Consider the following 24,678-nt stretch of genomic DNA (forward strand, 5'->3'; position numbering starts at 1 on the left):
CATACATTCAGTGTCAGGCTCATCAGCTCGGCCCCTCTAAATAATTGATCCTAGTACCACTACATTTTTGCCTTATCGTGCTTCCTACCTGGGCGTGGGCTTACCGTTTTCATAAAGTGGCGTACCTTTTTCAGTAATTGCCACACCGAATGACAGCTATGATCACGGGTTATCGTGTCATGTAATGCTTGCCACAGTCTTTCAACGTGTTTCACCCATGGAGAGTAGACTATTTGATAAATAACAATAAATTTTGGGTTCTTCTTCAGCCACCGAAGTGTTTCACGGCTTTTATGGATAATGTCGTTATCAACGTTCAGGGGCAGGATAACGAAAGCAGGCGATTCGTATCTGTGAATACTACTGGTTCAGGGGGGCCGTTCGGTTCTGATTGGCGCCGAGAAAAGGACTGACTCATTCAGTCGTTGGGTTTGCTCGCTAGTTGAGCGCAGAGGATACTGGCGTGCTTTTATTAGCCATCGCTGCCAAAAACGCAAGGCTGCGCTGGGCATCATTGCATTACGGTGATGAACTCAGGCTGTGCTAGTCCAGCTAAAGCCCAAAAAGAGAATAACCATTTTACCTGCCACTCGTTGATGATAAAGAGTTAGATCCCGTGAGGTATATCTGAAAACTGTACAGGATATACGTATCCGTTTAACGAACAAGAACCTCGCGCGCGTCTGAATCGATAACGATTCATAATGGCCGTTTATAGTGCCACGGCCTCTCCCCTTTATTCCACTGAAGAGCAGACAATAAACCGTAAACACCGGCTTTGATATGCCGGGGAAGCCCTTGTAGTACAATGTGTTCCGTTTCCCAAATGGAGCTCTGCTACGATACTCAAGTATCTGGGTTATAGATAACAAATATGGAAAAACGAATGTATTGTTGACATTGGTCTTTAGAACCCTATGATAACGCCAGTATTCAGTTTTTGGAGTTCCCATGATCGCACTCACGCCACTGCAACTTTTCAAATATCTATCAGACGAAACCCGTCTGAGTATCATTCTGCTGTTGCGAGAGTCTGGCGAGCTGTGCGTTTGTGAGCTTTGCAATACGTTGAATGAGTCTCAGCCCAAAATTTCCAGACACTTGGCAATGTTGAGAGAATCAGGACTTTTGTTGGATCGCAGGGCTGGAAAGTGGATCCACTATCGCTTGTCACCTCATATTCCTGCCTGGGCTGCAACCGTAATTGAGCAGGCCTATCTCAGCCAGCGAGATGAAATTATTTTACTGGCGAGAGGCAATGTGGCTATGGCGCGTAGGGCTGCTTGCCTCTGATACATTAAAAAATTTATCGTATCATATCTGTTTTTCCGTATTTGTTTTGAATGGGAGAATAGAGCAACCAAGTAATGAGAAGGAAGGAATCGATGAAAACTCTCTCAGTTTATGATCCGGCATTGTGTTGCAGCACCGGCGTATGCGGTACCGATGTTGACCAGGCTTTGGTGACGTTCTCTGCTGATGTTGACTGGTTCAAAAAGCGAGGGGTCACTGTCACACGTTACAACTTATCTCAACAACCAATGGCATTCCCTGACGCCAATGATGCAGTTGCAGGATGAAAAACGCACTAAGGTGCTATTGGTGACGTTGCCTGAGACAACACCAGTGTTGGAGGCAGCCAACCTGCAGGAAGATTTGCGTCGGGCAGGTATTGAGCCTTGGGCATGGCTTATCAACAACAGTCTGCTTGGCACGTCTACCTCGTCATCGTTGTTGCAGTTACGTGCGTCGTATGAGGTTGAGCAGATAATAAAAGTCAGAGACAGATTATCTTCGCGGTTGGCATTGATCCCGCTGCAGCAAAAAGAACCTATCGGTATTGTACGTCTGAGCCATCTGGCCGGTGACGTTTAACTTATAAACATTCACAGGGCAAAGGGATACTTTTGCCCTTTTGGGGGCGTTATGTTGTTGGCATGTGCTATTTTTGTCCTGACCATTGTGCTGGTTATCTGGCAGCCCAAAGGGTTGGGAATTGGTTGGAGTGCAATGCTAGGCGCAGGACTGGCGTTACTGACTGGAGTCGTTCACATGGGTGATATTCCGGTGGTATGGCAGATCGTCTGGAATGCAACCGCGACTTTTATTGCCGTGATCATCATCAGTCTGTTGTTGGATGAGTCCGGTTTCTTTGAATGGGCTGCACTGCATGTCGCTCGGTGGGGCAATGGCCGCGGTCGTTTGCTGTTTACCTATATTATTTTACTCGGGGCTGCGGTGGCGGCATTGTTCGCTAATGATGGTGCCGCGCTCATCCTGACGCCTATTGTGATTGCGATGCTTCTAGCGCTAGGCTTCAGCCGTGGCGCTACGTTGGCCTTTGTAATGGCCGCGGGATTTATTGCCGATGCGGCCAGCCTGCCGCTTATCGTCTCGAACCTAGTAAATATTGTCTCGGCTGATTTCTTTAATCTTGGATTCACTGAATACGCGGCAGTGATGGTGCCGGTTAACCTGGCCGCCATTGCGACGACGCTGGTGATGCTGCATCTATTTTTCCGCAAAGATATTCCCGCCGTTTACGACCTGTCTCTGCTGAAGGCACCAAAAGAGGCTATCCGCGACATCAAGACCTTTAAAACCGGGTGGCTGATTCTAGTGCTGCTGTTGGTGGGTTTCTTTGGTCTGGAGCCACTGGGCGTACCCGTCAGTTTGGTCGCCGCCGTGGGGGCGCTAATTTTGTTTGCCGTCGCTAAGAAAGGGCATGCCATCAACACCGGTAAAGTGCTGCGCGGAGCACCCTGGCAAATCGTTATCTTCTCGCTGGGGATGTACTTGGTGGTTTATGGCCTACGTAACGCGGGGTTGACTCACTACCTTTCTGCCTTGCTGAATCAATTGGGAGAGCAGGGATTATGGGTGGCTACGCTCGGTACCGGATTCCTGACGGCGTTCCTGTCTTCTATCATGAACAATATGCCTACCGTTTTGGTTGGGGCTCTGTCGATTGATGGCAGTTCTGCCACCGGCGTGATCAAGGAGGCGATGATTTATGCCAACGTTATCGGCAGCGATCTGGGGCCGAAAATCACCCCGATAGGCAGTCTGGCGACCTTATTGTGGCTGCATGTGCTGTCACAAAAAAATATGACTATTACCTGGGGCTATTATTTCCGGGTGGGCATTGTCATGACGATCCCGGTGCTGTTTGTCACGCTGGCAGCCTTGGCGCTGCGGTTATCAGTATCCCTGTAACTATTACTGTAAACAACACCCGAAGGCATGGTCGACGGGTGTTTTAATGAGAGATCATGACGATGAGCAATGTGACTATTTATCATAATCCCGCCTGTGGAACATCGCGCAACACGCTGGAGTTAATCCGCAATAGTAACACTGAACCTACGGTTATTCTGTATCTGGAAACCCCACCAAGTCGTGAGGTGCTGGTAAAATTGATCGCAGATATGGGGATTACTGTTCGGGCGTTGTTACGTAAAAACGTCGAGCCTTATGAGCAATTAGGTCTGGCAGAAGAGGCCTTCAGCGATGAGCAACTGATTGATTTTATGCTGCAGCATCCCATTCTAATCAACCGTCCGATAGTTGTGACTCCGCTGGGTACCCGGTTGTGTCGACCTTCTGAGGCGGTGTTGGAGATTTTGTCCGATGCGCAACGTGGGTCGTTCACCAAGGAAGATGGTGAACGGGTGATAGATGAGCAGGGCAAACGCATAGGTAAGTGATTAAATAACGCTAAAAGGGAGCATTAAATGCTCCCTGAATTATTTAAAATACAAATAAAAACAATTGGTTGTATTTTTTCGCGGCCATGCCTCACCCCAGACGGTTGTGTCGCTTTAACAGCGGCAAGTCAACCAAAGTTGGCGTTGCCGCTGTTAAAGCGACACAACCGTTTCTTTTCTTTACCGGCGATACGGTATTTGAGACGCCAATACTTGGAACCATTCGGTTTGACGAGTAGATAAAGCCCACGCTCATCAGTGAGTTTATACTCCTTGTCTTTCGGCTTGGCAGTCTCGACCTGTCTGGCATTGAGTGGCATTTGGGGGCCCCAAAATAACGTTGAACAAGATGAGCCCCCAGATGGGCCCCCAGCGAGCACTTGATTGAGGTGGATGCTGGTTGACTTCTGTGGAGTTCATGATGTGATTAAATCGAGTATAACAAGGATTTTAAAGGAGTTTACTTGAATTCAGGAGACTTGGGGAGAAGTGAAAGTGGTGCCCGGACTCGGAATCGAACCAAGGACACGGGGATTTTCAATCCCCTGCTCTACCGACTGAGCTATCCGGGCAACGGGGCGAATTAAACCGTATTGGCTGGGTTACGTCAACGAATTTATGACAAAAAATCTTAAAAAAGAACTGAGTGCTGGCTTTTCAGCCAAAAGGCTGAAAGTTTTGTTCTTCGCACCGTGAGGCAAAGGGTTTTTGTTGTCTCAGCTCAAAGCCCCGAACTTGCGGCATTGCGCAATGTGTAAAATATCTTCAGCTAACTGCTTGGCGACAGCAACATCCTGTAATTGCCTCTTTACGAGCAGTTTGCTCAAACAGCCTTCCTGTACTAGTTCCATTTGCTGTGCTACCGAATCTGGATTATCAATATCAACTTCACGTAGCAAATCACGGGTGAACTTCAAGGACGTGAGTTTCTGCTGCTCGGCCAGTTGGTGAATGGAGTGATCCCTTTCAGGAAAGAAGCTACAGGCAGCAATAAACAGGCAGCCAGGATAACGTTCATTTCTGACGTGTTCGGCCAATACGTCATAGCGTGCCAGTAGCTTTTGTTCTGCACTCAGCGATTCATCGAGTTGTAACTTCCGTCGCCAGGTATCGATCTGTTGGCCATGATAGCGCAGGCAGTCATATAACAAAGCTTCACGATTTGGCCAAAATGGCTTCATATCAACGGAAGTGACCCCCAACTTTTCTGTCAGCTTTTCTGTCAGCATGTCGAATGTCGTGGTCGCAAAGCCCTGTTTTTCCAACAGTGCCAAGGCAGTGCTTAAAACGTGTTCTCGTTGCACTTGTGCTCGCTCCCGAAGTGTTTTAAATCTCAGTGTTGTTCACCGAATTGTTTTCTGCAAATGTGCGCTGAATGTCTTAGCGTCCATAAAACCCGTCACACGGGCAGAAGATAATTCATGACCTGCTTCGTTAAAGAACAGGATGGTGGGTAACCCAAGTACCTTTAAGTGTTTCAGTAAAGCCGCCTGTTCACCATTGTTGGCGGTGACGTCTGCCTGTAACAACACGGTATTGGCTAACTGAGCCTGTACAGTGGGGTCACTGAAGGTGTATTTTTCAAACTCTTTACAGGCAACGCACCAGTCCGCGTATAGATCTAACATAACTGGCTTACCTTGTGCTTGCTGTAGTGCTAAATCGAGCTGTGCGATGTTATTGATGCGTGTGAAATTCAGGTGCGGTTGAGTGGCTTCTTGTAAGGCGGTGCTACCGAAGGCCCAATCCTGCATTGGCCGAGCTGCTATCACCAGTACGGCCAGCAGTATCACCTGTATGATCCGCACCCATCCACGGTGTGATTTTAAGCTCAGGACGAATGCCCATCCGAAGAACGCTAAACCGAGTAGGCTCCATAGACGTAGCCCCCAAGCTTCGCCGAATACGCGCTCAAGCAGGAACACCGGCAGCGCTAGGATAACAAAGCCAAAGGCTTCTTTGACGTATTGCATCCAAGGGCCACTGCGTGGCAATAGTCGATTACCAAACAGTGTTACGATCACTAATGGTATCCCCATTCCTAGCGCATATAGGTATAGCGTTCCCCCACCTGCCCACATATTGCCGCTTTGGGCGATGTACAGCAGGATAGCGCTAAGCGGTGCAGTAGTGCACGGTGAGCAGATCAACCCAGCCAACGCCCCCATGGCAAATACACCAACCAGTGATCCCCCTTGTTGATTATTGCTCCAGCTTGCCAGTTGTGTTTGTAGCGAAGAGGGCAGTTGCAGGGAATAACAGCCGAACATAGATAAAGCCAATGCCACAAACAGTAGCGATAATCCAATTAGCACGTAAGGGTGCTGCAATGCGGCTTGAAATTGCAACCCGGCGGCGGCAACAACCAGCCCGAGCAGAGTATAAGCCAGTGCCATACCTTGCACATAAACTACGGCCAGTAGCAGAATACGCCCACTACTGTGCGGGCGTTCACGGCCAAGAATAATGCTGGAAATCAATGGGTACATCGGCAATACACAAGGCGTAAACGCGATGCCGATGCCAATCAGCAATGCCCACAGAGGGGAAAACGGTAGGTTTGCCGGTTCGGTTTCTGTTGGTGTGATCGGCGCAGCGGGAGCTGAAGACGCAGTGACCGCACTCAAAGGCACAATTCGTGTCTCTGGAGGATAGCAGAATCCTGCAGCCGCACAGCCTTGGTAGGTAACGCTAAGACTGGCATTGGCCTCAGCCTGCACCAACGGAAGAGCCAATATCAATGATTCTTTGAAAATCTCTACTTCACCAAAGAATTCATCTTTGTGTTTTAAACCGCTAGGTAGCTTAAATTCGCCAAGCGTTGCCTGCTGAGGAACCAATTTGATCTGTTGTCGATACAGATAATAACCGGGACGGATTTGCCAGCTGAGAGTCAGTTGGTGACCCTGCTGTTGAAAATCGAAGGCAAATGCCTGATCGACGGGCACAAACAAGTTACCGCCGTTTTGACCAAACAAGGAAGCCTGAACGGCCTGTGGTATAAAGAACAGGCTGCAAAGCAGCAATATCAGTTTAATGAAACGTTGATCCATGACAGGTAGTCTTTATCTCCGGCCATCACCGGTAACACTAATAATTCGGGTGTTTGATACGGGTGATGGTGTTTCAGGTAAGTGAGTAGCGCTTGTTGATGCTGGCGATGACTTTTAAACAACATTTGCACCTCGTACTCCTGTTCCAGCTTGCCCTCCCAGTAGTATAACGAGGATACGCCGGGAAGTAGCGTGGCGCAGGCTGCTAGTCTCTCCCCCAGGACACGCGCCGCAAGCTCTTGCGCGGTGGCCTCATCGGGGGCAGTACAGAGTATGACGATAGCTTCGCAATCAGACATCTTCATCCCTCTCAACCAGGTTATTGACCAGTCACTATACCCTTAAGCGGTGTCAGCTAGAAGGTGAGTTTTTCAACAGAGAGGAAATGACGAGTACAAAGTGCGGGGCCAAACCCCGCAGGAGGATCACAGGACTACGCTGCCGATCAGGAAACCAAAGATTACCGCAAAGATAACCCCCATGGTGCCAGGAATGAAGAACGGGTGATTAAACACGAAACGTCCAATGCGTGTTGTTCCGGTATCGTCCATCTGTACCGCTGCAACCAATGTTGGGTAAGTTGGCAAAATGAATAGGCCAGAAACCGCTGCAAAGGAGGCAATGGCTGTCAAAGGTGTGACATTCAGAGCCAGCGCCATCGGCATCAGTGCTTTGGCAGTCACGGCCTGGGAGTAAAGTAACGCGGAGCAGAAGAAGAAGATCACGGCAAGCAGCCAAGGATGCGCTTGGATCACAGAGCCGGCGGTCTCTTTGATCCACTCAATGTTAGCCTGTACGAAAGTATCACCAAGCCAGGCAACGCCCATGATACAGACACAGGCGCTCATACCTGCTTTTAAGCTACTGGAATTAAGTATCATGTTGGTATCAACACGGCACAGGACCGTGGTTAAAGTTGCGACGCTTAGCATGATGATCAGAATGGCGTTGGTAGTGTTCATCAAGGGTGTTGCTACCCAGCCCATGCTTGGGCTGTTGATGATAGCGTAAGCCACAACGCATAAAACCCCGACTAGGAATACGAGCACAGAGGTTTTTGCCCGTGGCTTGATTTCTATCACTTGGTCTCCGCGCAGGGTCACCAGGTGTTCTTCAAAACGTTTTTGATACACCGGATCGTTAGACAGTTTAGAGTCGAACAGCCAGGTCACTAGTATTGACATCAGCAACACGGCGAGAAAAGTGGAAGGGATGACCACTGTCAGCATATGCAGGTAACTCACTCCGTGGCCTTCCATCAACGAAGACATATACACCACCGCAGCAGAAATTGGCGAAGCGGTAATGGCAATTTGTGCAGAAACGACGGCAGTTGAGAGCGGGCGACAAGGCTTAATGCCTTGTTCTTTAGCAACCTCTGCTATCACCGGCAGTGCTGAGAGGGAGATATTCCCGGTACCGGCGAAGATGGTCAGAAAGTAGGTGACAATCGGTGCCAGGATAGTGATGTATTTGGGGTTTTTACGCAGCAGTTTTTCCGTTTGCTGCACTAAGTAGTCCATTCCACCTGCTACTTGCATTGCTGAGATAGCGGCGATCACCGCCATGATGATTGAAATAACGTCAAAGGGAATGTGGCCTGGCTTAACGCCGATGATAGCAAGTACCAAGACCCCAAGGCCGCCAGCAAAGCCAATCCCGATACCGCCTAATCTGGCACCTAAAAATATCGCCAGTAGAACAATCACCAACTCTACTATTAGCATAATGTTTACCCCTCAAAATGAATTTTTATGAAAACCAAAAGTTGCAATTTTGTGGCACAAGAAAGAAAAAAGGCACGCTGTCCAGAGGATTAGCGTGCCTTTCGGGCTACCGGATGTTTCTATTATTGTTCATTTTCATCTGTATAGCGTTTTGCTTTATAAGCTGGGTGCATCAGGTTCTCAATAGAGAAAATGTCATCCAGTTCAGCTTCAGTCAGTAATCCTCGTTCCAGTACGACTTCTCGCACGCTCTTGCCGGTTTTTGCACAAATTTTGCCGATAATGTCACCGTTATGGTGGCCAATAAACGGGTTAAGATAAGTCACGATACCGATAGAGTTGAATACGTAGTGCTCGCACACTTCTTTATTTGCGGTGATGCCATTAATGCATTTTTCCAACAGGTTATAACAGGCGTTGGTCAGAATGTGAATTGACTCAAACATTGCCTGACCAATGACAGGTTCCATCACGTTCAACTGCAGCTGGCCAGCTTCCGCCGCCATGGTGACGCAAGTGTCGTTGCCGATCACCTTGAAGCAAACCTGGTTAACCACCTCAGGAATAACCGGGTTCACTTTGGCGGGCATGATGGATGAACCGGCCTGCAATTCTGGCAGGTTGATTTCGTTAAGGCCAGCACGTGGTCCGGAAGACAATAGGCGCAGGTCATTACAAATCTTGGAAAGCTTCACCGCCAGACGTTTGAGCGCACTATGCACCATAACATAAGCACCGCAGTCTGATGTGGCTTCGATCAGGTCTTCAGCAGGCACAACTGGCAGATTACTGACTTCCGCCAGTTTTTGTACTGCAAGCTGCTGATAGCCTTCTGGGGTATTCAGCGCGGTACCAATCGCCGTGGCCCCCAGGTTTACTTCCAGCAACAATTCTGCCGTACGGTGCAGGTTGCGGATTTCTTCGTTCAACAACACGCTGAAGGCATGGAACTCTTGGCCCAGCGTCATTGGCACTGCATCCTGCAACTGAGTACGGCCCATTTTCAGAATGGTTTCGAACTCTTTAGCTTTACGGTCAAAACCTTCGCGCAGTTGGTTGATAGCATCAATCAGTTTTTGGTTGGAAGCATATACAGCAATACGAAAACCGGTTGGGTAAGCGTCGTTGGTGGATTGGCACTTGTTGAGATGATCGTTAGGGTTCAGGTATTGATACTCGCCTTTTTGGTGGCCCATCAGTTCAAGGCCGATATTCGCCAGCACTTCGTTGGTGTTCATGTTAAGTGAGGTACCCGCCCCTCCTTGAAATACGTCCACCGGGAATTGGTCCATGCACTTGCCTTTATCCAGCACTTCATCACAGGCTTGGATGATGATGTCAGCAATTTTTCGTGGGATGGTTTTCAGCTCTTTGTTGGCCATTGCGGTGGCTTTTTTTACCATAACCATGCCGCGAACAAACTCTGGTACATCACTTATTTTACTGTTGCTGATATAGAAGTTTTCTATCGCACGTAAAGTATGAACACCATAGTAGGCTTCAGCGGGGACTTCACGTGTTCCTAGCAGGTCTTCTTCGATACGAATGTTGTTTGACATGAGAGCCTTCTCTATTGTTGCTGCCGAATTAATAATATTTGTGTTAACCAAATTATATTGTCGAGAGCTTCAAGTGCGGAAGTATTAACCGCAACGGTTGTAGCTGACAAGATGATATGCTGCTCAGTAATAAATGAATGAATGCAGATCACTATCTGGCGCTTCAAAAATTATGGCTTTCTATTTCTGAGATCCATATCACGTTTAATAACATTAGCGATATAGGTGAATGTGCAGTTGAAATGGGGGCAGGTCGTCCTCATTGTGTTAGGCTGTAGATCATATCTCTGTGCATGCGCTATCAGACGCGTACGCCGTCCTACCGAGAGGAGAACCAGGTGCGCTGGTTACCGTTACTGCTGATATTCCTACTGACTTATATAGAAATATCCATATTTATTAAAGTTGCTGCCGTATTAAGCGTAGCAATCGCCCTGCTACTGGTGGTTTTTACCTCCTGTGTTGGGGTTTCTCTGGTGCGTAATCAGGGAATGAAAACCTTTATTCAGATGCAACAAAAACTGGCGGCTGGTGAGAGCCCGGCGGCAGAGATGGTTAAAAGCGTATCATTGGTGCTGGCTGGGTTCCTGCTGTTAGTGCCGGGCTTTTTCACGGATTTCCTTGGTTTGCTACTACTGTTACCGCCGGTACAGAAATCTCTGACACTCAAATTGATGCCGCATCTTTTCGTTTTCCGTCCAACTGGCCACGGGCAGAGTGGTGGGGCCAACCACGGGAATACCTTTGACGGCGAGTTCCAGCGTAAAGATGATGATCGTTATATGTTGGATCACCAATCTGACGATCACACCAAACGTGATGATCGCTAGTTATTTCTACAATAACGTAGCCAACTGGTCGCGTTTTGTTCACTTATGTCCACAATGAGCATCAGATAAAAATTTTTTTGAACTTGCCCCTTGAAGGGAGATGGATTGGCCCCATTTCAAATGCCACGGAGCCGGTATCAATAATAATCCGGTGTGTAACCCTAAATCTGATAGAGACCTTGTTACAGGAGAGCGTTCAATGAGTATTCGTCCATTGCATGACCGCGTTATCGTCAAGCGCAAAGAAGTTGAATCTAAATCTGCTGGCGGCATCGTTCTGACTGGCTCTGCAGCGGGTAAATCTACTCGTGGTGAGGTAGTAGCCGTTGGTAAAGGACGTGTTCTGGAAAGTGGTCATGTCCAGCCGCTGGATGTGAAAGTTGGCGACATCGTAATTTTCAACGACGGTTACGGCGTGAAAGCAGAGAAGATCGACAATGAAGAAGTGTTGATCATGTCCGAAAGCGACATTCTGGCAATTGTTCAAGCAAAATAATGCTTTATATCTTCTGAACTGAACGAGTTGAAGGGAAATACTAATGGCAGCTAAAGATGTAAAATTCGGCAATGACGCTCGCGTGAAGATGCTCCGTGGCGTGAATGTACTCGCTGATGCAGTTAAAGTGACCTTGGGCCCGAAAGGCCGTAACGTAGTGCTGGATAAATCCTTCGGCGCTCCTAGCATCACTAAAGATGGTGTATCTGTTGCTCGTGAGATCGAACTGGAAGACAAGTTCGAGAATATGGGTGCCCAAATGGTGAAAGAAGTTGCCTCTAAAGCGAACGACGCGGCAGGTGACGGCACCACAACTGCAACTGTACTGGCTCAATCCATTATCACTGAAGGCCTGAAAGCTGTGGCTGCGGGTATGAACCCGATGGATCTGAAGCGCGGCATCGACAAAGCGGTGATCGCAGCGGTTGAAGAACTGAAAAAACTGTCTGTACCTTGCTCTGATTCCAAAGCTATTGCTCAGGTAGGCACCATCTCTGCAAACTCCGATGAAACCGTGGGTAAACTGATTGCAGAAGCCATGGAAAAAGTGGGCAAAGAAGGTGTTATCACCGTTGAAGAAGGCACAGGTCTGCAAGATGAGCTGGACGTGGTTGAAGGTATGCAGTTCGACCGCGGCTACCTGTCTCCATACTTCATCAACAAGCCTGAAACCGGTTCTATTGAGCTGGAAAGCCCGTTCATCCTGCTGGCTGACAAGAAAATCTCCAACATTCGTGAAATGCTGCCAGTACTGGAAGCCGTTGCCAAAGCCGGTAAACCACTGCTGATCATTGCAGAAGATGTTGAAGGTGAAGCACTGGCGACTCTGGTGGTTAACACCATGCGTGGCATTGTGAAAGTTGCTGCAGTCAAGGCACCTGGTTTCGGCGATCGCCGTAAAGCAATGCTGCAAGATATCGCTACCCTGACTGCGGGTACCGTAATCTCTGAAGAGATCGGCCTGGAGCTGGAAAAAGCGACTCTGGAAGATCTGGGTCAGGCAAAACGTGTAGTGATCAACAAAGACACCACCATCATTATCGATGGTGTGGGCGATGAAGCCACCATTCAAGGCCGTGTTACCCAGATCCGTCAGCAGATTGAAGAAGCAACCTCTGACTATGATCGTGAAAAACTGCAGGAGCGTGTCGCTAAACTGGCTGGCGGCGTTGCCGTTATCAAAGTTGGCGCAGCAACTGAAGTTGAAATGAAAGAGAAGAAAGCCCGCGTAGAAGATGCCCTGCACGCGACCCGTGCTGCGGTTGAAGAAGGCGTAGTTGCTGGTGGTGGTGTCGCGCTGATCCGTGTAGCAGGTAAAATTGCTAACCTGAAAGGTGACAACGAAGACCAGAACGTCGGTATCAAAGTCGCACTGCGTGCGATGGAAGCTCCTCTGCGTCAGATCGTGATTAACGCCGGTGAAGAAGCTTCTGTTATTGCCAACAATGTGAAAGCGGGCCAAGGTAGCTACGGCTACAACGCTTACAGTGAAGAATACGGCGATATGATCGCGATGGGTATCCTGGACCCAACCAAAGTAACCCGTTCTGCTCTGCAGTACGCGGCTTCTGTTGCTGGTCTGATGATTACCACTGAGTGCATGGTGACCGATCTGCCGAAGGAAGATAAAGCTGACATGGGTGCTGCAGGTATGGGCGGCATGGGTGGTATGGGCGGTATGATGTAATTCATCACACTTTATGTGTGTTGAAAACCCATGCTAGGCTAAACGCCGATCGAAATGGTCGGCTGAAATACCCAATCAGTATCTGAAAATCCGTAACCTCTTTTAGGTTACGGATTTTTTGTTTCAACCTGTTTATCTTTTTCCTCACCAAAGCTGTGATCAAATTTTTGCTGACCCTACCTATTTACCGTGTAAACTGATAACTCATTAGCTGTTGTTCAAGGCGTTGGCAAGGCGCTCGTAGCCAGCGGCAACGGATGCTTAAGAGATAGCAACGCTTTCTGATAAGCTTTTGCTCAATTCTCAATATCATATGGGGAACAAGATGCGGATTAAAGCCTTACTGGGTCTAACGGTAGCATTTTTGCTGGCAGGTTGTAGCAGTACCAATGAGCTGACTACTGCAGGTCAACAGGTGAAATTCACCGACGCCAAGCCAGCGGCGGAATGCCAATTGGTGGGGGAAGTTACCGGTTCTCAAAGTAACTGGTTTTCCGGAAACGGTGGTGAAGGTAGCTCCCTGCGTGGTGCAGCAAACGACCTGCGAAATAAAGCAGCAGCGATGGGGGGGAATGTAATTTATGGTGCAAGCAGTCCCAGCCAGAATCTGCTTTCAAGTTTTGCGCCGATTGACAGTAAAATGGTTGGTCAGGTTTATAAGTGCCCATAACCTTCATGTCACAACCCGAATAAAACAAAAGAGGAGTGCTTAGGCACTCCTCTTTTGTTATCAGGTGTTTTTCTTCAATTGCCAGCGGATCTGTTGTGCAATTGAGGTGAAATGCTTAGAGAGCATCGGTTTGTTTCAAATGCAGATCCAGGGGGGTTTTGCTTGGTTCTCCGCCAATCTCACGTGCCAGACGTGGTATCAGATAACCTGAGACTTTACTGAGTAGGTTTTTCATAATCGTGCGGGCTTCATCGTCACTGACCATGAAATGCGTTGCGCCCTGTACTTTGTCTAATACGTGAATGTAATAGGGCAAAATGCCACAATCGAACAGCGTATTACTCAGCGTTGCCAGCGTATCAGCGTTATCATTGATGCCCCGCAACAGTACGCTTTGGTTTAACAAAGTAACGCCAGCATGACGTAACTTTGCCATGTTGGTGCGGAACTCTTGATCAATTTCATTGGAATGATTGATATGCGTAACCATCAACACCTGCAGGCGTGAAGCAGAGAGACGTTGACAAAGTGTTGTGGTGATCCGCGCAGGAATGACAACGGGTAAGCGGGTATGAATGCGCAGACGCTTAATGTGAGGGATCGTTTCAAGTTCACCGATCAACCAATCCAGTTCGTGATCCTTAGCCATCAGCGGATCGCCACCGGAAAAAATAATTTCGTCCAGCTCTGTGTGTTCGCTGATGTACTCTAATGCCTGAAGCCAGTTTGTTTTATTCCCTTGGTTATCCTGATAAGGAAAATGGCGACGGAAACAATAACGGCAATTGACGGCACAACCACCTTTTACCAGCAGCAGCGCACGATTACGGTATTTGTGCAACAAACCAGGTACGACACTGCGTTGTTCATCCAATGGGTCAGTCGTGAATCCAGGTGCATTGATGAATTCTTCTTTGGCGGTCAGCACTTGACGCAGTAGCGGATCGTTGGCGTCGCCAGGTTGCATACGTGCTGCAAAAGCACGCGGTACACGTAGGGCAAACAGGCGACGCGCATCGCGCCCCTGGGGAAGTTCCGGGTGTGCATTCAGTGACAATAGTTGCAAGAGTTCATCTGGGTCGGTAATAACATCGGCGAGTTGATGCAACCAATCTTCTCTAAACACCGTGTTTTGGGTTACAATGTGTGCCATTTTTTGGCTAAGCTACCAGTTTAATTATTCAGAGGGCCATTATGGCGACTTATTCTAGCAACGATTTCCGTCCGGGTCTTAAAATCATGTTTGAAGGCGAACCTTATGCTGTTGAATCCAGCGAGTTCGTGAAGCCAGGTAAAGGCCAAGCTTTTGCGCGTGTGAAAATGCGTCGTCTGCTGACTGGCACCCGCGTTGAAAAAACCTTCAAGTCTACCGATTCTGCCGAAGGCGCAGACGTTATTGATATGAACCTGACTTACCTGTACAACGACGGTGAGTTCTATCATTTCATGAACAACGAAACCTTTGAACAATTGGCTGCCGATGCAAAAGCGATTGGTGATAACGCCAAATGGATGCTGGATCAGGCAGAGTGTATCGTGACCTTGTGGAACGGCCAACCGATCGCGGTGACCCCACCGAACTTTGTTGAATTAGAAATTGTTGATACTGACCCGGGTCTGAAAGGCGATACCGCAGGTACTGGCGGTAAGCCAGCAACCTTGAGCACCGGTGCCGTCGTTAAGGTGCCGTTGTTCGTCCAGATTGGTGAAGTGATCAAAGTTGACACCCGCTCAGGCGAATACGTTTCTCGCGTTAAGTAAGTGTCGAGACAGAGGAGCCTGATGGTTCCTCTGTCTTACAGTTTCCCGCTGAACGCTAGCGGGTGTTTTCCGTTAACACAGCTTCAATCCTCATCCAACCAGGCGGGACGACCCACCTGCGTATCTCCTGCTCGGGGACGACCCCATAAGTTTTGGAGCCTGTTTTATGGCATGGATCGTTTTGATTTGCGCTGGCCTGCTAGAGATCGTCTGGGCCGTTGGTTTGAAATATACCCAGGGTTTTACTCGCCTGACGCCCAGCTTAATCACCATCGTAGCGATGATTGCTAGCATGATACTGTTGGCACATGCGATGAAAACATTACCTGCTGGAACCGCTTACGCCGTGTGGACTGGGATCGGGGCCGTGGGCGCAGCGGTAATGGGAATGGTGCTACTTGGCGAATCGACCAATATCATGCGTATTCTCAGCTTGTGCTTGATCGTCGCCGGTATTTTGGGGCTAAAATTCAGTAGTCACTGAACCGGTTTTTGATTCACCCAGATTAGCGCTGCGGTATCAAAACCGTAGCCTTTGGCTATCTGTATCAGCCTGTCGCGTGTGGCGGTGTCTAACGTCGGCGTGCGCGACAGTATCCATAAATAATCTTTGCTTGGGCCTGCAACCAATGCATAACGGTATTCAGTATCTAGATCGATAACGTTGTATCCGCCGTAAAATGGGCCAAAGAAAGAGACTTTCAACGAAGCAATTTGCGGCGAACCGATAAAGTAGGCTTTACCTTCACTTTCCTTCCATTGCTGCTTTTTACTATCAAACCCACGGTTGAGCACTTTCAGACCGCCGTCTGCGCGTGGGCTGTAATTAGCGGTGACCTGTTCCAAACCACGTTCGAAACGGTGATCCAAACGGGCTACTTCATACCATGTTCCCATATAGCGCTGGCTGTCGAAGTTATCGACAACCCTGACATCTTTCGGCGGTGTTACGCTACATCCAACGAAAACAATCGCAGATAAGATTACACAAAGCTTTGAGCAAAAACGCATGGATGACTCCTGTTTACCTTAACCAGATAAACAGTGTAATCGACAAAAGGGATAAGCGGCCAACGAAAGCTGGCCGCCAGAGTTTTTAAAGAGTGACAACCCCAATCAGGGTAACGACACTTAGAATGGCTGCCAGACCGTAAAAGACCCATTTGCCGGCAGGCACGTGGATTTTTAGATCATGCATGGCATGGTGAATACGGTGCAACCCACACCACAGGGGCAGAATAATCATCAACAGCAGGAACAGGCGGCCGATAAGGCTTTGGCTAAACGCCAATATCCGCTCATAGCCTAGCGCTTCGCCTGGGAAAAAGCCCAGTGGCAGCAGAATACCGATCAACAGTACAATAGCCGGTGCGATGATCGCTCCCCACATACCGCCAGCGCCGAATAACCCCCAGAAAACCGGCTCATCAGAACGTTTGGGTACAAGATTAGTCATGTTTCCTCCGGATTACAGTAACGCGACAGCGAGAATGATCACGGTGACGACGATTGTCACTGCCCACAGCGTATTAACGATCGGCTCTGGCCCCATTTTCTCGCTCTTTACTACGATATTGGCAGCTTTAGGTGCAAGATCGAACCACGTCTTGGTATGCAGCAGGGCAGCCAACAGGGTGATAATGTTAATTAGCAGCACTAGCGGGTTTTGCAGGAAGCCGACAAACCCAGCCCAGCTTTCAGGCCCACCTTTCAGCGAAAAAACACCGTATATCAGTATGATACTGAACCACACGGCAGGTACTGAAGTGCTTTCACGCAACATATAGAAACGATAAAAACCCAGCTTTTGCCACCAGGTTGGTGTCATGGTACGTACATAGGGCTTACGTTGTGTTGTCATTGCTGTTTCATCTCCCTTATTGCGGCTTCAGCATGGCGATCATGAAGTCTTTGGCACTCTCAACCTTGCCTTGCTGAATAGCAGCGGCTGGGTCGACGTGTTTCGGGCAGACTTCAGAACAATAGCCAACAAACGTACAGGACCAGACACCATTCTGACCGTTGAGTTGCGGCATACGCTGCATTTTGCCGTGGTCACGGTTGTCCAGATTGTAACGGTGTGCCAGCGTGATGGCTGCCGGGCCTATAAACTCAGGATTGAGACCAAACTGCGGGCAGGCTGCATAGCATAAACCACAGTTGATGCAGCCAGAGAACTGGTGATATTTCGCCATTTGTGCTGGTGTTTGCACGTTAGGTCCATCTTCCGGTTTGCGATCGTTACCAATGATGTAAGGCTTAATCGCTTCCAAGCTCTCGATAAAGTGGGTCATATCAACCACCAGATCGCGTTCGATCGGGAAATTACCCAGCGCTTCGACCTTCATACCCTCAGTGTATTCACGTAGGAAGGTTTTACAGGCCAGTTTCGGCACGCTGTTAACCATCATGCCGCAAGAACCACAGATGGCCATGCGGCATGACCAACGATAGGAGAGGTCTGGAGCCAGGTTATCTTTGATATAACCCAGGGCATCCAGTAGTGAGGTTTGCTCATCGTAAGGTACGCTAAAGGTTTCGAAATGCGGCTCGGCGTCGCGTTCCGGGTTGTAGCGCATGACTTCGATTTTCAGGGTTTTCATCTCAGCCATTCGCCTGCTCCTTATCCTTTTTTTCCTGAGCTTCGGCTTCTGCGCCGTAAACACGTTTGGCTGGTGGCAGTTTGGTAATTTTCACGTCGCTGTACTCCAGGCGAGGCGTACCATTGGGATTATGAAACGCCAGCGTATGTTTCAGGAAATTTACGTCGTCGCGCTCGGTGCATCCTTCGTCAAGACGCTGGTGGGCACCACGCGATTCTTTACGATTTATTGCAGAGTGTGCCATACATTCGGCAATATCCAGGCCGTAACCCAACTCTATGGTGTACAGCAGATCGGTGTTAAACACGTTAGAGTGGTCGGTGATTTTGACGCGTTTGAAGCGTTCTTTAAGTTCAGCCAGTTTATCGATGGTTTTTTGCATCAGTTCTGTGGTGCGGTAGATGCCACAACCCTCTTCCATCGACAGGCCCATTTCGTCGCGGATTTTCGCCCAGTTCTCGTTTCCCTCCTGTTTCATCAGGTTGCTGAGGCGGGTTTCCACATCACGGCCTTGCGCATCGAGTGCACTACCGTTTGCTGGGCCGCTTTCCTGTGCACGACGAGCCGCATTTTCACCCGCCACACGCCCGAATACCACCAGTTCTGCCAGGGAGTTGGAGCCGAGACGGTTAGCGCCGTGCAGGCCAACGGAAGAACATTCACCGACGGCAAATAGCCCTTTGATGCGTGTTTCACAATTCTGATCGGTTTCGATCCCCCCCATGGTGTAGTGAGCCGTTGGGCGAACAGGGATTGGGGCTGTGACCGGATCGACGCCAACATAAGCTTTTGCCAACTCGCAGATGAACGGCAAGCGTTCCAGCAGTTTTTTCTCACCCAGATGACGCAGGTCCAGATAGACCACGTCACCGCGTGGTGTTGCTATGGTCCTGCCAGCTCGCCATTCGTGCCAGAATGCTTGGGATACTTTGTCCCTTGGGCCGAGTTCCATGTACTTGTTTTTGGGTTCGCCAAGCGGGGTTTCCGGGCCCATACCGTAGTCTTGCAGGTAACGGTAGCCGTCTTTATTAACCAGGATACCGCCTTCGCCACGGCAACCTTCAGTCATCAGGATACCGGAACCTGGCAGGCCGGTTGGGTGATACTGGACAAATTCCATATCGCGTAGTGGTACGCCGTGGTGGAAGGCCATTCCCATGCCGTCACCGGTTACGATGCCGCCGTTGGTGTTATACCGATAGACCCGGCCTGCACCGCCAGTTGCCATAATCACCGCGTTAGCGCGGATCTGCACACGTGTGCCTTCCATCATGTTTATTGCAACCAAGCCACGTGCCTGGCCATCATCCACCAGAATGTCCAGTACGAAGTGCTCGTCAAAACGTTGGATTTGTGGGTATTTTAGCGAAGTCTGGAACAAGGTATGCAGCATGTGGAAGCCGGTTTTATCGGCGGCGAACCATGTACGTTCGATCTTCATGCCGCCAAAGCGGCGTACATTGACTGAACCGTCCGGTTTACGACTCCATGGACAACCCCACTGTTCAAGCTGAGTCATTTCACGTGGACAGTTATGGACAAAATGGTCAACAACATCCTGCTCACACAACCAGTCCCCACCGGCAACGGTGTCTTGGAAGTGATAATCGTAGCTGTCATGGGCTTGGGTGACGGCGGCAGATCCCCCCTCAGCGGCTACCGTATGGCTGCGCATCGGGTACACTTTAGATATCAGCGCGATTTTCAGTTGGGGATTGGCTTCTGCGGCGGCAATTGCTGCCCGTAAACCGGCTCCCCCAGCGCCAATGATGGCGAGGTCGGCGTTAAAGGTTTGCACTGCATTCCTCCAATATTCTTGTTAAAACGACAAAATAAATATCTATACTTAATATTTATAAAAATGTTTCGGGTGCTAACGTCATTCAGCGGTTCTTTAGACTAAAAACTTTAAGGATAGATAACTTCTACCGAATATAGGGGTAAGACTATACCTAAACTTAAACAGTAGAAAATTGACGTGATCGATTGTTTTGTCTTTTAGCTGAGGTATAGAAGGCATTCCTGTAAAAATAAGAAGTTACCTCGGCTTTGACTTTGATTAGCACTATTGGTGGTGGTTTATATGGCTACTATGTTTTTTATGATTTTAATCTGGACCCAACGCGGTAATAGATAAGGATTTGTCTGCTTGGCAGTCTACGAGTAGACTGCACCCCCTGTTTGATTTCGGAGTAATTACCATGAGCGAAACGGCAAGCTGGCAACCGAGTGCACCCATCGCCAATTTGTTGAAACGCGGAGCGATCCTGGCGGAAATCCGGCGTTTTTTTGCCGATCGTGGTGTATTAGAGGTTGAGACGCCAGCGATGAGCCAGGCGACGGTAACCGACATTCATCTTTTTCCTTTCCAGACCCGCTTTGTTGGCCCGGGCGCGGCCGATGGTCTGATGCTATACATGATAACCAGCCCGGAATACCACATGAAACGCCTTTTGGTGGCCGGGAGTGGTCCGATTTACCAGATGGGACGCAGCTTTCGTAATGAGGAAGCCGGAAGGCATCACAACCCCGAGTTCACCATGCTGGAATGGTATCGCCCACATTATGATATGTACCGCCTGATGAATGAGGTAGACGACCTGTTACAGCATGTACTGGATTGCGACAGTGCTGAAACACTATCCTATCAGCAGGCATTTTTGCGTCATTTGGATGTTGATCCGCTTTCAGCAGACAAAGCGCAACTGCGTGAAGCGGCAGCCAAGCTGGATTTGAGCAATATTGCCGATACGGAAGAAGATCGCGATACATTATTGCAGTTACTGTTTACCGTGGGCGTAGAGCCTTACATAGGTCGTGATAAACCGGTATTTGTTTATCACTTCCCTGCTTCGCAAGCTGCTTTGGCAGAAATCAGTACGGAAGATCATCGCGTTGCTGAACGGTTTGAGGTCTACTATAAAGGTCTCGAATTGGCGAACGGTTTCCGCGAACTGACAGATGGCAATGAACAGCGCCAGCGCTTTGAACAGGATAATCGTAAACGTATTGCCCGTGGCTTACCTGAGCATCCGATTGATAACAACCTGCTGGATGCGCTGCAACATGGCATGCCGGAATGTTCTGGTGTAGCGTTGGGTGTTGATCGTCTGGTCATGCTGGCACTGGGAGCCGAGAGCTTGAGTGAAGTCATTGCGTTTCCTGTCAACCGCGCGTAACGTTCATTGATCAATGAAAAGAGTTCGGCTCGTCCCGAACTCTTTTTGCATTTACAGTCCACCTGGTTCGCGGTGATTATTATGCGCAGGCGTTGAAGGAGGTGTACGGTTATTGTTGGTGATACGTGAAAGCGTTTCGCTACGTACCTGGAACGGTGGATACGGTAATGTGATGCCATGCTCACGGTAACCAGCCAGAATCAACTGGTGAATTTCGTGGCGTAATGGCATGCGATGGCCCATTTCTGCAGCGTAGATCCGCAGTTCGAAGATCTGTATACCCTGTTGTAGATCGACCAGATACGCTTCCGGGACTGGATTATCCAGCACCAGTGCACAGCGTTCGGCTGCGTTCATCAGGATCCTGGTTACCTCTTCGCTGTTAGCGTCTGCAGGTGCAGGTACGGTCAGCACGACACGTGTGAGCGTGTCGGACAGCGACCAGTTGATAAACTGCTCGGTGATAAATGCCTTATTGGGGACAATAATTTCTTTGCGATCCCAGTCTGAAATAGTGGTTGCTCGGGTGTTAATTTTGGTGACGTTACCGGTCAGATTACGAATTGTAACCGTATCGCCAATACGGATCGGTTTTTCAAACAGAATGATCAAACCAGAAATAAAGTTTGAGAAGATCTCCTGCATACCAAAACCTAAACCAAAGCTGAGTGCGGTGATCACCCATTGCAGTTTTGACCACTCAATACCGATCCAGGAAAAACTGAGTATCGCGCCAAAAAACAACAGCAGGTATTTAGTGATGGTGGTAATGGCATAACCCGTGCCCGGCGTCAGATCCAAATGCTGCAAGACCGCCAATTCAAGCAATGCAGGCAGGTTACGCACCAGTTGCATGGTGACGATTAATACCAGAATAGCAATCAGTAAAGCACCCATAGTGATCGGCTGGGCGACATCAATCCCATTGACTGTAGAAGTGACATCCCAGAGCTTGATGTTTTCAAGAAAGCCGAAAGCCGAATGGATCTCAGACCACAAGAAAATCACCGAAACCATTGCGATCATCGTCAGGATCGAACGCACAAGCTGCAGTGATTGCGCGCTGATCGCATCAAGATCGATCTCTGTCTCATCCACTTCAACCGAGCCTTCTATGCTATTTGGCGTTTGCGAGGACTCACCTTCACCTTTCGCGCGCTGTGCCAAAATATCTGCACGGCGCTGCTTTGCTCGTTCAAAGGCAATCCGACGCCGTTGGATAAGCATCCAACGGCGAATAATGTGATAAACCACCAATAGCAGAAACCAGATGGCCACAGAAGTCTCCAACCGTGCCAAGAGCTTTTGTGCGGTTGTCATATAGCCGACAATGGAGGCCAGTGCCGCGATCAGCGGCGCGGAAAGCAGCAACCCCCATAGCGCTGTGTTAACGAGGTTTTCACCGGAGCCTTTTTTATCCAGATACAGGGGTATGCCAGCACGTTTCAGGCTATGGGTGACCAATGCCAGAGCCAGGCACAACAAAATGAAACATAACCGCCCGAGAGTATTGGAAAATTCACGATCGTTGAGATTGTCAAAGGCGATCAGCGCCATAATCAAGGGCACAATCAGCCAGATCGACATCTTGTAGTAGCGCATAGCACGGGAAACCTGCGCCGCAGGCCAACGAAAATGAGCAATAAACAACCCTTGCGGATGAGCGAACGCGGCACTGATCATACAAACCCACAGTATCGGCAGCGTTGCGGTGACACCATCGCCAATCGCCACTGCCACCGGATACGGCCAGGCATTTTGCAAGCCAAATCCCAATGCAGCCCACAATACTGGCAGTGGTAAGGCCACCAGAATCGACCAGAATACGGTTCGCATTGTTAGGAAGAACTCATCCTTCGTCACTTTGCCTACTTTGCTACTGGCCCTAGTCAGGAAAGCGTGATAGTGCTTGCGTGAGCTGATACTCAAAATCACCAGTAACATCGCGCCAAAAAGTGGCACCAGCGTTTCCCTGCTGGTAACCATCATCATAAATGCACCGCTTAGCTGAGTCAGGGTATCCAGTGATAGCAGGCGATTCAGGTCTTGTACTACGTACAGTGGGTAAGATAACGTAATCGGACTGCTGTCTGGTACCCAGAACAGGTAACGGTGTGCTGCATCGCTAATGTCGTTCAGTGCATCCACCAACTGGGTGTTGGCGACTTTCAGTTTGGTCAATTCAAGAATTTGGGTATCACAGCCGGAAAGCAGTGAGTTAAGCAACTCACGTTGTGTGCGTATTTGTGCATCGATAATACGCTGTTGTGCGTTGGTGAGCGGTGAACCGTCGTCTTGTTTCAGCCCTTTGACTTGTTGTGGCAACTTTTCCAACTGGTTTTCGAAACGCAGTCGTTGGACGCGTAAATCGGCCATTGCACTATCGAGTTGCTGCACTTTTGGCATGTCAGGCAAGGAGGCGACCTGTGCCCGCAGTGTTTCTCCTAGAGCGGGGGATGTACCAAGCCATTGGGCTTGTTCGATGATGGTACTCAGAGCCTGACGCACCTGCAGTGTCTGTGCTGCAGCCTGGCGTTGCTGGGAAGAAATCAGATCCATCTGTTGAGCCTGATTATTCAGAGCTGCGGAGAGTTCACGGTTTATTTGTAACTGCTGATTGATGCTCTGAGGCAAATCACTATTTTGCTCTGCTAATTGTTCGGTTTTTTCTAGCGCGCGCTCCGCTTCGCGCTGGCGCTGGCTATTGAGATTATTGCGCAGTGCTTGTAACTGTAGATCAATCTTTTCATGGCGTTTTTTATAGAGTTCAGCGCGCATCCTTGCCAATTCCTGGCGGTTATTGGCTGAAAGTTGAGCCAGTTCAAGCTCATCCACTCTCGCTTTACGCGCTGCAGCTTCACTTTGCAGTAGTGCCAATTGTGCCAGTGCCAACGGTGTCGTCTGGTTATTATTTTGCCCCTGCAGGCGACGCTGTATTTCTGTTAATGAACGCCGAGCTTCGGTTTGTTGTTGTGGCAACTGGCTGAGTGAATCACTAATCTCGCGTGAACGCTCCTGCTCTTGTTGCAGTAAACGAGCTTGTTCAAGTAATTGGCTGCTGGTTTGCAGGATCAGTTGTTCTAGTTCGCTGGCAGACAGGTTATCGCCATTTGGCGGGTATTGGGTATCTTCAAGAGTGAGCTGGCGGCGCAACGCCTGCGTTATTTTGGGAAAGTCCTCGATAACCTTCTGATATTGTTCAGAATTACTCTTCGATTCTTTAAGTTCTGAAAGCCAGTTAAGGGCGCTTTGCAGCGCCTCAACGGTTTTTGCCTGATTTGGCGCATTTTTGTTACTTTCAGCCTGCTTTAGCTCCTGTCGGAGTTGAGATTCATTGGGGACTGTCGATGCTAGAACCGGCTGAATCAGCATCAGGCTGAGTAAGAACGATATAATCAGGCGCACA

The 24,678-nt window shown here is 49.1% G+C and carries 22 protein-coding genes, 1 tRNA gene and 5 pseudogenes; 13 read left to right on the forward strand and 15 right to left on the reverse strand.

Annotated features, from left to right (window positions below; translation table 11 throughout):
* Positions 1-59: 59 nt before the first annotated feature.
* Positions 60-326 (reverse strand): annotated as a pseudogene (locus tag OK023_RS00525) (IS630 family transposase); the annotation flags it as partial.
* Here OK023_RS00525 and OK023_RS00530 point away from each other — a divergent pair.
* The 6 genes and pseudogenes from OK023_RS00530 to arsC form a co-directional block, all read left to right on the forward strand.
* Positions 322-547, forward strand: a pseudogene (locus OK023_RS00530) (IS110 family transposase); the annotation flags it as partial. The pseudogenes OK023_RS00525 and OK023_RS00530 overlap by 5 nt on opposite strands.
* Positions 548-951: 404 nt before the next feature.
* Positions 952-1,293 carry a metalloregulator ArsR/SmtB family transcription factor gene (locus OK023_RS00535; RefSeq protein WP_317694247.1) on the forward strand — a complete coding sequence of 114 codons (342 nt, stop codon included), beginning with the start codon at positions 952-954 and terminating at the stop codon, positions 1,291-1,293.
* Between the two features lie 92 nt (positions 1,294-1,385).
* Positions 1,386-1,574, forward strand: a pseudogene (locus tag OK023_RS00540) (arsenic metallochaperone ArsD family protein); the annotation flags it as partial.
* Positions 1,546-1,875 (forward strand): annotated as a pseudogene (locus tag OK023_RS00545) (ArsA-related P-loop ATPase); the annotation flags it as partial. The pseudogenes OK023_RS00540 and OK023_RS00545, both read left to right, overlap by 29 nt.
* Before the next feature lie 51 nt (positions 1,876-1,926).
* A complete protein-coding gene (locus tag OK023_RS00550; RefSeq protein WP_317694248.1) occupies positions 1,927-3,216 on the forward strand; it encodes an arsenic transporter in 1,290 nt (429 codons plus the stop codon).
* A gap of 62 nt (positions 3,217-3,278) precedes the next feature.
* Positions 3,279-3,707, forward strand: coding sequence for a glutaredoxin-dependent arsenate reductase (gene arsC / locus OK023_RS00555; RefSeq protein ID WP_317697434.1), 429 nt, complete (start codon positions 3,279-3,281; stop codon positions 3,705-3,707).
* A gap of 170 nt (positions 3,708-3,877) precedes the next feature.
* On the opposite strand, the pseudogene OK023_RS00560 reads toward arsC, so the two are convergent.
* The 7 genes and pseudogenes from OK023_RS00560 to aspA all read right to left on the reverse strand — a co-directional run.
* A pseudogene (locus tag OK023_RS00560) lies at positions 3,878-4,027 on the reverse strand (Arm DNA-binding domain-containing protein); the annotation flags it as partial.
* A gap of 176 nt (positions 4,028-4,203) precedes the next feature.
* A tRNA-Phe gene (locus OK023_RS00565) sits at positions 4,204-4,279 on the reverse strand.
* Between the two features lie 144 nt (positions 4,280-4,423).
* Positions 4,424-5,011, reverse strand: a complete 588-nt coding sequence (gene dicD / locus OK023_RS00570; RefSeq protein ID WP_317694249.1) for a division control transcriptional repressor DicD — start codon at positions 5,009-5,011, stop codon at positions 4,424-4,426.
* Positions 5,012-5,050: 39 nt separating this feature from the next.
* The gene (locus tag OK023_RS00575; protein WP_317694251.1) at positions 5,051-6,760 is read right to left on the reverse strand and encodes a protein-disulfide reductase DsbD; all 1,710 of its coding nucleotides are present in this window, start codon (positions 6,758-6,760) and stop codon (positions 5,051-5,053) included.
* Positions 6,736-7,059, reverse strand: coding sequence for a divalent cation tolerance protein CutA (gene cutA, locus OK023_RS00580; protein WP_317694252.1), 324 nt, complete (start codon positions 7,057-7,059; stop codon positions 6,736-6,738). The genes OK023_RS00575 and cutA overlap by 25 nt, the downstream gene beginning before the upstream one ends.
* Positions 7,060-7,185: 126 nt before the next feature.
* Positions 7,186-8,487: an anaerobic C4-dicarboxylate transporter gene (locus OK023_RS00585; protein ID WP_317694253.1), complete on the reverse strand. Its 1,302-nt coding sequence runs from the start codon at positions 8,485-8,487 to the stop codon at positions 7,186-7,188.
* A gap of 122 nt (positions 8,488-8,609) precedes the next feature.
* Complete coding sequence (aspA, locus tag OK023_RS00590; protein ID WP_317694254.1) at positions 8,610-10,046, reverse strand: aspartate ammonia-lyase; 1,437 nt, start codon at positions 10,044-10,046, stop codon at positions 8,610-8,612.
* Positions 10,047-10,384: 338 nt separating this feature from the next.
* On the opposite strand from aspA, the gene OK023_RS00595 reads away from it, so the two are divergent.
* From OK023_RS00595 to OK023_RS00610, 4 genes are all read left to right on the forward strand, one after another.
* On the forward strand, positions 10,385-10,876 hold the full coding sequence (locus tag OK023_RS00595; RefSeq protein WP_317694255.1) for an FxsA family protein: 492 nt from the start codon (positions 10,385-10,387) through the stop codon (positions 10,874-10,876).
* Positions 10,877-11,075: 199 nt separating this feature from the next.
* On the forward strand, positions 11,076-11,372 hold the full coding sequence (locus tag OK023_RS00600; RefSeq protein ID WP_317694256.1) for a co-chaperone GroES: 297 nt from the start codon (positions 11,076-11,078) through the stop codon (positions 11,370-11,372).
* A 43-nt stretch (positions 11,373-11,415) separates the two neighbouring features.
* Positions 11,416-13,059, forward strand: coding sequence for a chaperonin GroEL (gene groL / locus OK023_RS00605; RefSeq protein WP_317694258.1), 1,644 nt, complete (start codon positions 11,416-11,418; stop codon positions 13,057-13,059).
* A gap of 325 nt (positions 13,060-13,384) precedes the next feature.
* Positions 13,385-13,729, forward strand: coding sequence for a DUF4156 domain-containing protein (locus OK023_RS00610; protein WP_317694260.1), 345 nt, complete (start codon positions 13,385-13,387; stop codon positions 13,727-13,729).
* A 115-nt stretch (positions 13,730-13,844) separates the two neighbouring features.
* On the opposite strand, the gene epmB is transcribed toward OK023_RS00610, so the two are convergent.
* On the reverse strand, positions 13,845-14,882 hold the full coding sequence (gene epmB, locus OK023_RS00615; RefSeq protein ID WP_317694261.1) for an EF-P beta-lysylation protein EpmB: 1,038 nt from the start codon (positions 14,880-14,882) through the stop codon (positions 13,845-13,847).
* 41 nt (positions 14,883-14,923) lie between these two features.
* Between epmB and efp the strand changes: the two genes are divergently transcribed.
* Positions 14,924-15,490: an elongation factor P gene (gene efp, locus OK023_RS00620; RefSeq protein WP_317694262.1), complete on the forward strand. Its 567-nt coding sequence runs from the start codon at positions 14,924-14,926 to the stop codon at positions 15,488-15,490.
* 166 nt (positions 15,491-15,656) lie between these two features.
* Positions 15,657-15,974: a quaternary ammonium compound efflux SMR transporter SugE gene (sugE, locus tag OK023_RS00625; protein ID WP_317694263.1), complete on the forward strand. Its 318-nt coding sequence runs from the start codon at positions 15,657-15,659 to the stop codon at positions 15,972-15,974.
* On the opposite strand, the gene blc is transcribed toward sugE, so the two are convergent.
* From blc to frdA, 5 genes are all read right to left on the reverse strand, one after another.
* On the reverse strand, positions 15,968-16,501 hold the full coding sequence (blc, locus tag OK023_RS00630) for an outer membrane lipoprotein Blc (protein WP_317694264.1): 534 nt from the start codon (positions 16,499-16,501) through the stop codon (positions 15,968-15,970). The two genes, sugE and blc, sit on opposite strands and share 7 nt — an antisense overlap.
* An 85-nt stretch (positions 16,502-16,586) precedes the next feature.
* Positions 16,587-16,946: a fumarate reductase subunit FrdD gene (gene frdD, locus OK023_RS00635; protein WP_317694265.1), complete on the reverse strand. Its 360-nt coding sequence runs from the start codon at positions 16,944-16,946 to the stop codon at positions 16,587-16,589.
* A 12-nt stretch (positions 16,947-16,958) separates the two neighbouring features.
* A complete protein-coding gene (gene frdC / locus OK023_RS00640; RefSeq protein WP_317694266.1) occupies positions 16,959-17,351 on the reverse strand; it encodes a fumarate reductase subunit FrdC in 393 nt (130 codons plus the stop codon).
* Positions 17,352-17,367: 16 nt separating this feature from the next.
* Positions 17,368-18,102, reverse strand: a complete 735-nt coding sequence (locus OK023_RS00645; protein ID WP_317694267.1) for a succinate dehydrogenase/fumarate reductase iron-sulfur subunit — start codon at positions 18,100-18,102, stop codon at positions 17,368-17,370.
* Complete coding sequence (gene frdA, locus OK023_RS00650) at positions 18,095-19,891, reverse strand: fumarate reductase (quinol) flavoprotein subunit (protein ID WP_317694268.1); 1,797 nt, start codon at positions 19,889-19,891, stop codon at positions 18,095-18,097. Before frdA ends, OK023_RS00645 begins: the two co-directional genes overlap by 8 nt.
* 403 nt (positions 19,892-20,294) lie before the next feature.
* Here frdA and epmA point away from each other — a divergent pair, with 403 nt between their 5' ends.
* On the forward strand, positions 20,295-21,272 hold the full coding sequence (gene epmA / locus OK023_RS00655; protein ID WP_317694269.1) for an elongation factor P--(R)-beta-lysine ligase: 978 nt from the start codon (positions 20,295-20,297) through the stop codon (positions 21,270-21,272).
* Positions 21,273-21,323: 51 nt separating this feature from the next.
* Here the strand turns inward: epmA and mscM are convergent, their stop codons facing one another.
* A complete protein-coding gene (mscM, locus tag OK023_RS00660) occupies positions 21,324-24,677 on the reverse strand; it encodes a miniconductance mechanosensitive channel MscM (protein WP_317694270.1) in 3,354 nt (1,117 codons plus the stop codon).
* Position 24,678 lies beyond the last annotated feature (1 nt).

Source organism: Serratia sp. UGAL515B_01, from assembly GCF_033095805.1.
Taxonomy (GTDB): domain Bacteria; phylum Pseudomonadota; class Gammaproteobacteria; order Enterobacterales; family Enterobacteriaceae; genus Chania.

Bases quoted from the DNA above. Each gene is read 5' to 3' on its own strand.
- aspA (WP_317694254.1), bottom strand. From the start codon at position 10,046: ATGTCAAACAACATTCGTATCGAAGAAGACCTGCTAGGAACACGTGAA.
- OK023_RS00600 (WP_317694256.1), top strand. From the start codon at position 11,076: ATGAGTATTCGTCCATTGCATGACCGCGTTATCGTCAAGCGCAAAGAA.
- epmB (WP_317694261.1), bottom strand. From the start codon at position 14,882: ATGGCACACATTGTAACCCAAAACACGGTGTTTAGAGAAGATTGGTTG.
- frdC (WP_317694266.1), bottom strand. From the start codon at position 17,351: ATGACAACACAACGTAAGCCCTATGTACGTACCATGACACCAACCTGG.
- arsC (WP_317697434.1), top strand. From the start codon at position 3,279: ATGAGCAATGTGACTATTTATCATAATCCCGCCTGTGGAACATCGCGC.
- epmA (WP_317694269.1), top strand. From the start codon at position 20,295: ATGAGCGAAACGGCAAGCTGGCAACCGAGTGCACCCATCGCCAATTTG.
- OK023_RS00610 (WP_317694260.1), top strand. From the start codon at position 13,385: ATGCGGATTAAAGCCTTACTGGGTCTAACGGTAGCATTTTTGCTGGCA.
- OK023_RS00550 (WP_317694248.1), top strand. From the start codon at position 1,927: ATGTTGTTGGCATGTGCTATTTTTGTCCTGACCATTGTGCTGGTTATC.
- frdD (WP_317694265.1), bottom strand. From the start codon at position 16,946: ATGACTAATCTTGTACCCAAACGTTCTGATGAGCCGGTTTTCTGGGGG.
- blc (WP_317694264.1), bottom strand. From the start codon at position 16,501: ATGCGTTTTTGCTCAAAGCTTTGTGTAATCTTATCTGCGATTGTTTTC.
- OK023_RS00535 (WP_317694247.1), top strand. From the start codon at position 952: ATGATCGCACTCACGCCACTGCAACTTTTCAAATATCTATCAGACGAA.
- groL (WP_317694258.1), top strand. From the start codon at position 11,416: ATGGCAGCTAAAGATGTAAAATTCGGCAATGACGCTCGCGTGAAGATG.
- OK023_RS00645 (WP_317694267.1), bottom strand. From the start codon at position 18,102: ATGGCTGAGATGAAAACCCTGAAAATCGAAGTCATGCGCTACAACCCG.
- cutA (WP_317694252.1), bottom strand. From the start codon at position 7,059: ATGTCTGATTGCGAAGCTATCGTCATACTCTGTACTGCCCCCGATGAG.
- sugE (WP_317694263.1), top strand. From the start codon at position 15,657: ATGGCATGGATCGTTTTGATTTGCGCTGGCCTGCTAGAGATCGTCTGG.
- OK023_RS00575 (WP_317694251.1), bottom strand. From the start codon at position 6,760: ATGGATCAACGTTTCATTAAACTGATATTGCTGCTTTGCAGCCTGTTC.
- OK023_RS00585 (WP_317694253.1), bottom strand. From the start codon at position 8,487: ATGCTAATAGTAGAGTTGGTGATTGTTCTACTGGCGATATTTTTAGGT.
- efp (WP_317694262.1), top strand. From the start codon at position 14,924: ATGGCGACTTATTCTAGCAACGATTTCCGTCCGGGTCTTAAAATCATG.